10 protein-coding genes are annotated in these 11,727 nt (G+C 63.5%); 5 read left to right on the top strand and 5 right to left on the bottom strand.

The window, feature by feature from the left end; translation table 11 throughout:
- Positions 1–42: 42 nt before the first annotated feature.
- On the bottom strand, positions 43–546 hold the full coding sequence (locus tag BMI85_RS05935; RefSeq protein WP_210402316.1) for a hypothetical protein: 504 nt from the start codon (positions 544–546) through the stop codon (positions 43–45).
- 362 nt (positions 547–908) lie between these two features.
- On the opposite strand from BMI85_RS05935, the gene ugpB reads away from it, so the two are divergent.
- The 4 genes from ugpB to ugpC all read left to right on the top strand — a co-directional run bounded on the left by ugpB (position 909) and on the right by ugpC (position 5,103).
- Positions 909–2,222: a sn-glycerol-3-phosphate ABC transporter substrate-binding protein UgpB gene (ugpB, locus tag BMI85_RS05930; protein ID WP_078569990.1), complete on the top strand. Its 1,314-nt coding sequence runs from the start codon at positions 909–911 to the stop codon at positions 2,220–2,222.
- A 68-nt stretch (positions 2,223–2,290) separates the two neighbouring features.
- The gene (gene ugpA, locus BMI85_RS05925) at positions 2,291–3,172 is read left to right on the top strand and encodes a sn-glycerol-3-phosphate ABC transporter permease UgpA (RefSeq protein ID WP_078520423.1); all 882 of its coding nucleotides are present in this window, start codon (positions 2,291–2,293) and stop codon (positions 3,170–3,172) included.
- A gap of 32 nt (positions 3,173–3,204) precedes the next feature.
- The gene (gene ugpE, locus BMI85_RS05920; RefSeq protein WP_078601076.1) at positions 3,205–4,041 is read left to right on the top strand and encodes a sn-glycerol-3-phosphate ABC transporter permease UgpE; all 837 of its coding nucleotides are present in this window, start codon (positions 3,205–3,207) and stop codon (positions 4,039–4,041) included.
- A 9-nt stretch (positions 4,042–4,050) separates the two neighbouring features.
- Positions 4,051–5,103, top strand: coding sequence for a sn-glycerol-3-phosphate ABC transporter ATP-binding protein UgpC (gene ugpC, locus BMI85_RS05915; protein ID WP_078600141.1), 1,053 nt, complete (start codon positions 4,051–4,053; stop codon positions 5,101–5,103).
- On the opposite strand, the gene bhcR is transcribed toward ugpC, so the two are convergent.
- Positions 5,100–5,900 carry an HTH-type transcriptional regulator BhcR gene (gene bhcR / locus BMI85_RS05910; RefSeq protein ID WP_078600139.1) on the bottom strand — a complete coding sequence of 267 codons (801 nt, stop codon included), beginning with the start codon at positions 5,898–5,900 and terminating at the stop codon, positions 5,100–5,102. The genes ugpC and bhcR overlap by 4 nt on opposite strands.
- A 195-nt stretch (positions 5,901–6,095) precedes the next feature.
- On the opposite strand from bhcR, the gene bhcA reads away from it, so the two are divergent.
- Positions 6,096–7,289 carry an L-aspartate--glyoxylate aminotransferase BhcA gene (bhcA, locus tag BMI85_RS05905; protein ID WP_078600137.1) on the top strand — a complete coding sequence of 398 codons (1,194 nt, stop codon included), beginning with the start codon at positions 6,096–6,098 and terminating at the stop codon, positions 7,287–7,289.
- A 6-nt stretch (positions 7,290–7,295) separates the two neighbouring features.
- On the opposite strand, the gene argE is transcribed toward bhcA, so the two are convergent.
- The 3 genes from argE to cysN all read right to left on the bottom strand — a co-directional run bounded on the left by argE (position 7,296) and on the right by cysN (position 11,681).
- Positions 7,296–8,450 (bottom strand): acetylornithine deacetylase, encoded by a 1,155-nt coding sequence (argE, locus tag BMI85_RS05900; protein WP_078548297.1) that lies wholly within the window; start codon positions 8,448–8,450, stop codon positions 7,296–7,298.
- A gap of 4 nt (positions 8,451–8,454) precedes the next feature.
- On the bottom strand, positions 8,455–9,639 hold the full coding sequence (locus BMI85_RS05895; protein WP_078541991.1) for a M24 family metallopeptidase: 1,185 nt from the start codon (positions 9,637–9,639) through the stop codon (positions 8,455–8,457).
- A 134-nt stretch (positions 9,640–9,773) separates the two neighbouring features.
- A complete protein-coding gene (cysN, locus tag BMI85_RS05890) occupies positions 9,774–11,681 on the bottom strand; it encodes a sulfate adenylyltransferase subunit CysN (RefSeq protein ID WP_078600135.1) in 1,908 nt (635 codons plus the stop codon).
- Between the last annotated feature and the right edge of the window lie 46 nt (positions 11,682–11,727).

The raw sequence follows: 11,727 nt of genomic DNA, 5'->3' as shown, positions 1-11,727 counted from the left end.
CATTGGGGGCGTCTGCGGTGGCGGGCGGCGTTTGCCCCGCGCTCACTGCGGGCATCCCGAGAAATCAAGCTCGGCCACCGGAATTTCGGTCGTCTCGTCGAGCTTCGCGACCTGCTTGCGCGCGACGCTGTCGAAACTGTCGCGCAGGCATTCGAGCTGCGCACGTGTCAACACGAGCACTGCAGCTTTGGGATTGGCGGGGATGACCGCGCCGGATTGCAACCGCGGCAACCCTTCGGAGTCGATGGCGGAATTGCGGCTCGTTCCCTGTGCGATCTCCGCTGCAGTGGGGTCGAAAACCCCGTCTTTGCAGAAGCCCACGAAGAGGATTGACGGGAATGCCCGTTGCTCGAGGTAGTCGGTTGCATGATCGCGCAGGCACTCGGCCTGATCCCATCGCAGGGCGGGACCTTCACCGGAGCTTTGGGCATAAGCGGCGCCAGTCGATGCGAGGGCGATCCCTGCGACGGCAAGGATCGGAAAGGCAGAAAACTGATACGACGCAACGAACATGACAATGATCCGAACTGAGTTGAACCATTTCAACAGGCTAGCAAATCGGAGGGATTCGGCAAAGCGCCGCCGGGGGCGAGGCGAAACATGCTCGGGCGTTGCGCGGAGCTGTCGGTTTTTGTTCGGTTTTGGTCGAAGCGCGCAAAAATGCGCTTCACAAAATCGTGAGCAATGGATCGGCCTAACTTCGAGGAGCTTCGAAATTCCTATGAAAAATAGGGATTGAGGAGGCGCGGCTCCGCATCGGATCACGCGACCGAGCGTCAAAGCGAAAACGAAATCACTCTCTTGTTTTGTTCCTGTTACATCCGCACACTACGCCGCGTAGCGCGGAGGCTTCGCTTGGGGCCTCAGATCCATCCAACAATGAATCCCGCTACATATGGGAGGAAGACATGAAGAATTTTGCACTCGGTGCGGCGCTTGCGTCGGCCTCGCTCATTGCGCCCTTCACGGCCAATGCAGCGACGGAAATCCAGTTCTGGCACGCCTTTACCGGCCGTCTCGGCGAGCTCGTCGATCAGCAGGTCAAGGACTTCAATGCCAGCCAGGACCAGTATGAGGTCGTGGCGACCAACAAGGGTAACTACTCGGAAACGCTGAACGCCGGGATCGCCGCGTTCCGCGCCGGTGAGCAGCCCGACATCCTGATGGTGTTCGAGGTCGGCACGGCGACGATGATGGCCGCCAAGGGCGCGATCAAGCCGGTCTATCAGGTGATGGAAGACGCGGGCGTCGACTTCAATCCCGACGATTATATCGGCGCGGTGAAGGGCTACTACACCACCACCGACGGCAAGATGCTGTCGCTGCCCTTCAACTCCTCGACGCCAGTTCTCTGGGTCAACCGCGACATGCTCGACGAGGCAGGCGTGGCCAAGGATGCGCCGCTGACCACCTGGGAAGATGTCGGCAAGGTGCTCGACCAGCTGAAGGCTTCGGGCGTCGATTGCCCGATGACCACCGCGTGGCAGAGCTGGATCCAGCTCGAGAACCTCTCGGCCTATCACAACGTGCCGTTCGCCAGCCAAGAGAACGGCTTCGCCGGTCTCGACGCCAAGCTGGAATTCAACGGCCCCGTTCAGGTCAAGCATATCCAGACGCTGGGTGACTGGGCCAAGAAGGGCGAGTTCATCTACAAGGGCCGCCGCAACGAAGGTGGTGCGGACTTCCGCGCCGGCACCTGCGCGCTCTTCACCGAGAGCTCGGCCGGTTACGCGGGCATCAAGTCCGAAGCCAAGTTCAACTTCGAGGTTCACCCGCTGCCCTATTGGGGCGACGTGGACGGTGCGCCGCAGAACACCATCATCGGGGGCGCTTCGCTCTGGGTGATGTCGGGCAAGGATGACAGCCATTACAAGGGTGTCGCCGAGTTCCTGAGCTATCTCTCCTCGCCGGAAGTGCAGGCGAAGTGGCACCAGGATACCGGCTATCTGCCGATCACCAAGGCTGCGGCTGATCTGACCCGCGAGCAGGGCTTCTATGACGCGAACCCCGGCACCGATGTGGCTGTGAAGCAGATGACCGCGAATGCGCCGACCGAGAACTCGAAGGGCATCCGTCTGGGCAACTTCGACCAGATCCGCGGCATCATCGACGAGGAACTGGAAGCTGTCTGGGCCGGTGACAAGACCGCTCAGGACGCGCTCGACAACGCGGTGGAGCGTGGCAACCAGCTGCTGCGCCGCTTCGAGCAAGCCAACCGCTAACCCAAATCCGGCCGCGGGCGGGGGAAACCTGCCCGCGGCTATTTCTATTCGAAGGCCCCGATCCCGATATGGAAAAACGCGTAACCTTCAAGGGCTGGCTCTTGCCGATGCTGCTGCTTGCGCCGCAGTTGATCGTCTCGGGCGTGTTCTTCTTCTACCCGGCGGGCGAGGCGGTGTGGCAATCGCTGTTCATCCCCGATCCGTTCGGCCTGTCGATGCAATATGTGGGCCTCGGAAATTTCGAATATCTCTTCAACGACCCCTATTACCGCGCGTCCTTCGTGACGACGGCGGTGTTCTCGACCCTCGTGACACTGGTCTCGATGATCCCGGCACTGTTCCTCGCGGTGCTGGCGGATCGGCTGGTGAAAGGGGCGGGGACCTATCGCACGCTCTTGATCTGGCCCTATGCGGTCGCACCCGCGGTGGCCGGTGTGCTGTGGCTGTTCATGTTCAACACGCGGATCGGTGTGGTCGCCTTCTATCTCAACCAGATGGGCTACGACTGGAACCATGTGCTCAACGAGCATGAGGCGATGGGGCTCGTCGTCGTGGCGTCGGCCTGGGGCCGGATCAGCTACAACTTCCTGTTCTATTTCGCGGCGCTGCAAGCGGTGCCGAAATCGGTGATCGAGGCGGCGGCGATCGACGGGGCGCGGTTCTGGCGGCGCTTCTTCACGATCGTGCTGCCGCTCCTGTCGCCCACAACCTTCTTCCTGCTGGTCGTCAACATCGTCTACGCCTTCTTCGAGACCTTCGGCGTGATCCACACGATCACCTCCGGCGGGCCGCAACAGGCCACTACGATCCTCGTCTACAAGGTCTATGCCGACGGGTTCGTCGGTCAGGACCTCGGCAGCTCCGCCGCGCAATCCGTGGTGCTGCTCGTGGTCGTGGGCTTCCTGACGGTGCTGCAATTCAAATTCGTCGAAAAGCGGGTGCATTACTGATGGCTGACATGCACAACGAACCGCCCCCGGGCATGGTGGAAAAGCGCGGCTCCGGTCTGTGGCTGACCCATGTGCTGATGATCGCGGGCGTGCTGGTGATCTTCTTCCCGATCTGGCTGGCCTTCGTGGCCTCGACCCATACCCAGCAAGAGATTGCGCAGGCGCCGATGCCGGTGATGCCGGGCTCGCACCTGATCCAGAACTATTCGGATGCGCTGTTCTCCGGGGTGAATGTTCCGGTCGCGACGATGCTGGTGAACTCGCTGGTGATGGCGCTGGGGATCGCGCTCGGCAAGATCGCGATCTCGCTCTTGTCGGCCTTCGCGATCGTCTATTTCCGCTTTCCGGGGCGGCGCTTCTTCTTCTGGATGATCTTCATCACGCTGATGCTGCCGGTCGAGGTGCGGATCGTGCCGACCTATGAGGTGGTCGCGGGCTTCGGGATGCTCAACAGCTATTCCGGCCTGATCCTGCCGCTGATCGCGTCGGCCACGGCGACCTTCCTGTTCCGGCAGTTCTTCCTAACGGTGCCGGACGAGCTGGCCGAGGCCGCCCGCGTCGATGGCGCGCGCCCGATGCGCTTCTTCTTCGATATCCTGCTGCCGATGAGCCGCACGAATATCGCGGCGCTCTTCGTGATCCTCTTCATCTACGGCTGGAACCAGTATCTCTGGCCGCTTCTCATAACCACCAATCCCGAGATGAACACCATCGTCATGGGGCTCAAGCAGATGTTCCCGTCGGGCGACGACATCGCCGATTGGCCGGTCATCATGGCGACCTCGATCCTCGCGATGATCCCGCCGGTGATCGTGGTGATCTCGATGCAGAAACTCTTCATTCGCGGCCTCGTGGACAGCGAGAAATAAGGGCAGACAATGGCGACCGTTGAACTCGAAAATATCAAGAAACGTTTCGGCAAGACCGAGGTTCTGCACGGGGTCTCGATCGACATCCAGGATGGCGAATTCATCGTCATCGTCGGTCCTTCCGGCTGCGGGAAATCGACGCTTCTGCGCATGGTCGCGGGGCTGGAGAGCATCTCCGAGGGCGAAATCCGCATCGGCGAGGCCCGCGTGAACGAGCGCGAGCCCATGGACCGCGACATCGCGATGGTGTTCCAGAACTACGCGCTCTACCCGCATATGTCGGTGCGCCAGAATATGGGCTACGGCCTGAAGATCGCGGGCATGGCGAAATCCGAGATCAAGCGACGCGTCGATGAGGCTGCGAAGCTGTTGCAGCTGTCGGACTATCTCGAGCGCAAGCCGCGCGAATTGTCGGGCGGGCAGCGTCAGCGGGTCGCGATGGGCCGCGCCATCGTGCGCGAGCCCTCGGTCTTCCTGTTCGACGAGCCGCTGTCGAACCTCGACGCCAAGCTGCGGGTGCAGATGCGCGTCGAAATCCGCGAGCTGCAGCGCAAGCTCGGTGTGACCGCGCTCTACGTGACCCACGATCAGGTCGAGGCGATGACCATGGCTGACCGGATGATCGTGATGAACGGCGGCGTGGCCGAGCAGATCGGCACGCCGCTCGAAGTCTATGAGCGCCCCGTGACGATCTTCGCAGCGCAGTTCATCGGCAGCCCGTCGATGAATGTCATCGATGCCGAGGTGCGCGCCGGACAGGTGATGCTGGGCCATGTCACGCTCGGCCCGACCGATCTGCCCGATCGCCCCGTCAGCCTCGGGATCCGGCCCGAACACCTGCATCCCGATGACAACGGGCCGCTTACGCTGAATGTCACCCTGTCCGAGCCGCTGGGCGCGAACACGCTCCTGCACGGCACGCTGGAAGGGCGCGGCGAGGCGATGACCGCGGCACTGCCGGGCGTGCATATGGAGAAGCAAGCGGTGGGGCAGGTGCGGCTCTCGGTGAACGCCGAGGACCTGCATCTCTTCGATCCGAAAACCGGTCAGCGGCTGAATTAAGCCGCGCCGATCCGGTGGCTGATCGCTTGCGCGGCCTGAGTCACCGCTTGCCCGAGCGCGGGCAGGCGGCTATCGGGAATTCGCTGCACGGGGCCGGAGACCGAAATCCCCGCCACCGCGTCGCCATGCGCGTCGAAGATCGGCGCGGCGATGCAGCGCATCCCGAGCGTTCGTTCTTCATCGTCGACCGCGTAGCCCTGCGCTGTGACCCGCGCCAGTTCGGCACGCAAGGCTTCCGCATCGCCGATCGTGCGGTCATTGAACCGCGTGAAGTCATACTCCGCGAGGAGGTGGTCGAGCCGGTCCGGGGCATAGGTGCTCAGAAGCGCCTTGCCGATGCCCGACGCGTGCAGCGGCGAGACCGTGCCCGGCGGGAAGAACGCCCGGATCGGATCATGCGTCTCCACCTGCCCGGTGAACAGAACCTGTCCCGCGCGCTCGACGCCCAGATTTGACGTCTCCCCGGTCGCGCGCATCAGATCCTGCATCAGCGGCCGGGCACGCTCGAAGACATTGGTGCGCCTCAGGAAGGCCGAGCCGATGCGGAAGGCCGCCGGGCCGATATGCCAGTCCTGCGCCTCGGGCTCCACGAAATCGCGGGCATGCAGCGTGGCCAGAACCCGGTGCATCGTCGCCGGAGACTGGTCCAGCTCGCGCGCGATGGCGCTCAGCGACAGCCCGCCATGCCGCGCCAGCAGGTCCAGCACGTCGAGCGCCCGGTCCAGCGCGAGGATCGTGCCCTGCGCGGGGTCCGTGTTGAAGCCTTTCGGGCGGCCCTTCCGGCGGGGCATGGTCATCGGGCGCACCTCTGAGCGGCGAAAGAAATATCTTACGCAGTATAAAGCAAAATCTAATTTCACTGTGTGAAAAAAACAAAGCCCTGAATTTCCTACAAATTCTCGACTGACGCAGTGCAGACGCCCACGATCCGTAAAAATTTCAGGGTTTACTGCGCCATGGTAGAAACGCTTCCGACACATGGAGGAGGCGTCATGATCCATCTCAATCCCGTTTTCATTCCGGGCCCGACCAACATCCCCGAGGCGCTGCGCAAGGCCGTCGATATCCCGACGATGGATCATCGCAGCCCCGGTTTCGCCGATATCATCCACCCGGCGCTGGACGGTGTGAAGAAGGTGCTCAAGACGACCAAGGGCGAGGCCTTCGTCTTCCCCGCGACCGGCACCGGCGGCTGGGAGACCGCGATCACCAACACGCTCTCGCCCGGCGACAAGGTTCTGGCCTGCCGCAACGGGATGTTCAGCCATAAATGGATCGACATGTGCCAGCGTTACGGGCTGGAGGTCGAGGTGGTCAGCGTCGCGTGGGGTGAGGGCATCCCGGTCGAGCGCTTCGCGGACATCCTCGGCGCCGACACGGGCCACCAGATCAAGGCGGTGCTCGCCACCCATAACGAGACCGCGACCGGCGTGACCTCGGATGTCGCGGGGATCCGGCGCGCGATGGATGCGGCGGGGCACCCGGCGCTGTTTTTCGTGGATGGCGTCAGCTCGATCGGGTCGATGGAGTTCCGGATGGATGACTGGGGCGTCGATGTTGCGGTCACTGGCAGTCAGAAGGGCTTCATGCTGCCGCCGGGCCTCGCCATCACCGGCTTTTCGCAAAAGGCGCTGGAGGCGGTCGAGGGCGCGAAGCTGCCGCGCTGCTTCTTCGACATTCGCGACATGCGTACGGGCTATGCGGCCAACGGCTATCCCTACACGCCGCCGGTGGGGATGCTGAACGGGCTGAAAGCGTCCTGCGACATGTTGCTGGAAGAGGGGCTGGGCAATGTCTTCGCCCGTCACGCCCGGATCGCGGAGGGCGTGCGCCGCGCGGTGGCGGCGTGGGGCATGGAGCTTTGCGCGGTCTCGCCCGATCTCTATTCCAACAGCGTCAGCGCGGTGCGTGCGCCGGACGGGTTCGACGCGGGCCGGATCGTGGCGCAGGCGCTGAATACCTATGGCGTGGCCTTCGGGGGCGGGCTGGGCGATGTCGCGGGCAAGGTGTTCCGCATCGGGCATCTGGGCCTGATGACCGATGTGATGGCGCTCTCGGGGCTGGCCACGGCCGAGATGGCGATGGTCGATCTCGGCCTGCCGGTGGAGCTGGGCAGCGGGGTTGCCGCAGCCCAGGCGCATTACCGCGAGACCGCCGCCACCCCTGTGCGACAAGCCGCCGCGTAAGAGCGGTCAGGATCGGGCGCTGGCGAGCCTTCCCAGCATCGTCAGCGCCTGATCCATCTGCTCGAGCGAGACGAATTCGTCGGCCTTGTGGGCCTGCTCGATCGAGCCGGGCCCGCAGATCACGGCATCCATCCCGAGCGACTGGAACAGCCCGGCCTCTGTGTTGAAGGCGACGCAGCCTGCGTGGTTCTGGCCGGTCAGCGCGAAGACCAGATCGCGCGCGGCATTGTCGTCCATCGGCTCGAGCCCCACGACCTCGCCGATGGTCTCGGTAGCGATCCCGGCCTCAGGGGCGATTGCGCGCATCTCGGGCAGCAGCGTGTCTTCGACGTAGCTCGCGATCTCGCCTTTGACGAACTCCATATCGGCGGCGTTGATCGGGCGCATCTCCCAAGCCAGTTCGGCGCGGGGCGCGATCACGTTATGCGAGATGCCGCCTTTCAGCGCGCCCACGTTGAGCGTCGTCTGTGGCGGGTCGAAGCGCGAACCTTCGGGGCAGCGTTTGATCAGTTCGGCGCGCAGCTCGAACAGCCGGTTGATGTAGCGCACCGCATATTCGACCGCGTTCACGCCCTTCTCGGGGGCGGAGCTGTGCCCCGGCAGGCCCTCGAAGCGCACGGTATATTCGCAGCAGCCCTTGTTGCCGTCGAAAACCTGCATCGAGGTCGGCTCGCCGATGATGCAAAGCCCGGGTTTGACCGGGCGTTTCGCGAGCAGCTTCACCAGTTCCTGCGCGCCGAGACAGCCGACCTCCTCGTCATGGGTGAAGGCGAAATGGATCGGGCGGGATTTCGCGGCCTCGGCCAAGAGGTCGAGCGAGCCGAGACAGGCCGCAATGAACCCTTTCATGTCACAAGCACCGCGCCCGTAGAGCTTGCCGTCGCGCTCGGTCATGGTGAAGGGATCGCTGCTCCAATCCTGATCGGTGACCGGCACCACATCCGAATGGCCCGACAGCACGAGCCCGCCGTCGCGCGGCGCGCCCAGTGTCGCGAAGAGGTTCGCCTTGTGGCCGCTTTCGTCGACCATCACTTCCACCGCCGCGCCGACGGTTTCCAGCCGGTCCGCGATGTAATGGATGATCGGCAGGTTGCTGTCGGTCGAAATCGTCGGGTAGGCGATCAGGTCCGAGAGGATCGCGCGGGTGGTGTCGATCCGCATGGGGTCAGTCCTTGATGAACAGTTTGCGCTCGACGTTGCACAGGGGCATGGCGGGGCCGTCCTCGGTGATCACGATGGTCTCCGTCGTCTCCATTCCCCAATGATCCATCCAGAGACCGGGCATGAAGTGGAAGGTCATGCCGGGTTCAAGGATCGTCTCGTCGGTGTCGCGGATCGAGACGGTGTGCTCGCCCCAATCCGGCGGGTAGGAGCAGCCCACCGCGTAGCCCGCGCGGTTGGGGCGTTCGATGCCGACCTTGGCCAGCTCGACATTCAACGCGCGCGCGATGTCGCAGGCGCGGTTGCCGGCGCGGGCGACCTCGATCCCGGCGTTCAGCCCCTCGGTCAGCGCCTCGGACGCGTCGATCATGTGTTGCGGCGGCTTGCCGAGAAACACGGTGCGGCAGAGCGGCGCGTGATAGCGGCGGTAGCAGCCGGATTGTTCGACAAAGGTCGCCTCGCCCGCCTTCAGCGCTTCGCCGTTCCATGTCAGGTGCGGCGCGGAGGCGTCGGGGCCCGAGGGCAGCATAGGCACGATGGCCGGGTAATCGCCCCAGCTGTCTTCCTCGCCCTGCACGGCGGTACGATAGAGCTCGCCCACCAGATCGTGTTTGCGCAGCCCCGGCTCTGCCAGTTCCATCGCGCGTTCGATCACCAGTTCGGAAATCCGCGCGGCGCGGCGCATGAAGCGAAGCTCCTCGTCGGATTTGATCAGGCGCTGCCAGTTCACCAGCACCGAGGCGTCGAGAAGCGTGGCCTCGGGCAGCCCTTCATAAAGGACCGCATGGGCCTTCGCGGTGTAGAAATAGGTCTCCATCTCGACGCCGATCCGGGCCTTGCCGTAGCCCATGATCCGCAGGTGCGAGGCGAGGTCTTCCATCGGGTGCATGATGTCGGATTGCACCATCGCGTCGTTGTAATGGAGGATGTTTTCCTCCTCCATCCAAACGGTGCGGCGCGCACCGTTGGCATCCATGAAGCGGCCCCACCAATAGGGCGCGCCTTCCATCGGCAGGATCACCCCCTGATGGGTGTAGAAAGACCAGCCGTCATAGCCCGTCAGCCAGAACTGGTTCGAGGGGTTGGTGATGAAGAGAATGTCGATCTCGCGTTGCGCCATCGCAGCACGCACGAGCGCGATCCGGCGGGAATATTCGAGTTCGCTGAAGTGCACGTTTTCGATCGGCATTCGGGCTTCTTTCTGCTGGCGATATTTCGGGCAGGTTGGGGCGCGCCCCCGAGCGAGGTCAAGGCCAAAACGAAAACGTGCGCCCCCCGGGAGGGCCGCACGTTCGCGTGACTTGGGGCAGCGGATGTAACCGCTTACGGAATGAGCCGCTCGATGATCAGATCGGCCGCTTCCTCGGGGCTGATCGCGGTGGTGTCGATCCGCATCTCGGCATTCTCGGGCGCCTCGTAGGGCGAGTCGATGCCGGTGAAGTTCTTCAGCTGACCGGCGCGTGCCTTGGCATAAAGCCCTTTCACGTCGCGGGCCTCGGCCACTTCCAGCGGCGTATCCACGAAGACTTCGAGGAATTCGCCCGGCTGCATCATCGCGCGGACCATGTCGCGCTCGGAGCGGAAGGGCGAGATGAAGGCCGTGACCACGATCAGGCCTGCATCGGTCATCAGCTTCGCGACCTCGCCGACGCGGCGGATGTTCTCCACGCGGTCGGCCTCGGTGAAGCCCAGATCCTTGTTGAGGCCGTGGCGGACGTTGTCGCCATCGAGCAGGAAGGTGTGGCGGTTCATCCGCGCCAGCTTCTTCTCGACGATATTGGCGATCGTCGATTTGCCCGAGCCTGAGAGGCCCGTCAGCCAGACCACGGCGGGTTTCTGGTGCTTCATGTTGGCATGATGCTCGCGCCCGATATCGGTCGCCTGCCAGTGGATGTTCTGAGCCCGGCGCAGCGCGAAGTTGATCATCCCCGCAGCCGCCGTCTGGTTGGTCATCTTGTCGATCAGGATGAACCCGCCCAGATCGCGGTTCTCGCCATAGGGCGCGAAGGGGATCTCGCGGTCGGTGGTGATATTGGCCACGCCGATCGCGTTCAGGTCCAGCGTCTTCGTCGCCAGATGCTCCTGCGTGTTGACGTTCACCTCGTATTTCGGCTCGTGGACGGTAGCCGAAACCGTCTGCGTGCCGATTTTCAGCCAATAGGCGCGGCCCGGCACCAGTTCGGTCTCGTCCATCCAGACGAGCGTGGATTCGAACTGATCCGCGACTTCCAGCGGCTCTTTCGCGGCGACGATGACCTGACCGCGCGAACAGTCGATCTCGTCGGCGAGCGTGATCGTCGTGGATTCGCCTGCCACCGCCATGTCGCGGTCGCCCTCCAAGCTGACGATCCGCGCGACTTTCGAGGTCTTGCCCGAGGGCAGCACGCGCACCTCGTCGCCCGGTTTCACGGTGCCCGAGGCCACCAGCCCCGAGAAGCCGCGGAAATCGAGGTTCGGACGGTTCACCCATTGCACGGGCATCCGGAAGGGGCGCTCCTGATCGGAGGTCACGTCCACTTCGACCGCTTCGAGATAGGGCAGCAGCGAGGGGCCTTTGTACCAAGGGGTGTTCTCGCTCGGGCCGGTGATGTTGTCGCCCTTGAAGCCCGAGATCGGGATCGGGGTGAAGCCTTCGATGCCGATGCTGTCGGCGAAGGTTTTGTAATCGGCCACGATCTCGTCGAAGGTCGCCTGATCGTAATCGACGAGGTCCATCTTGTTCACGGCCAGCACAATATGGCGGATGCCCAGCTGGTGGACGAGATAGGAGTGGCGCCGCGTCTGAGTCAGCACACCTTTGCGCGCGTCGATCAGGATCACGGCCAGATCGGCGGTCGAAGCGCCGGTCACCATGTTGCGGGTATACTGCTCGTGGCCGGGCGTGTCCGCGACGATGAACTTACGCTTCTCGGTCGCGAAGAAGCGGTAGGCCACGTCGATGGTGATGCCCTGTTCGCGCTCGGCGGCGAGACCGTCGACCAGCAGCGCGAAGTCGATCTCCTGGCCTTGGGTGCCGACGCGCTTGCTATCGGCCTCGAGGGCTGCCAGCTGATCCTCGAAGATCATCTTACTGTCATAGAGCAGCCGCCCGATCAGCGTCGATTTCCCGTCATCGACCGAGCCGCAGGTGATGAAGCGCAGCATGGTCTTGTGTTGATGCGCCTCGAGATAGGCGTCGATATCCTGCGCAATCAGCGCGTCGGTCTTGTAGATCGGATCGTTGGTCGTCATGTCGGCTCACCTGATAGGGTGGAAATGAAGGCGCGCGTGCGGCTCG

The organism is Thioclava sp. DLFJ4-1 (genome assembly GCF_002020145.1).
Taxonomy (GTDB): Bacteria; Pseudomonadota; Alphaproteobacteria; order Rhodobacterales; family Rhodobacteraceae; genus Thioclava; species Thioclava sediminum.
Note: the sequence above shows the minus strand (reverse complement) of the source record. Positions and strands in the feature narration are given on the sequence as shown.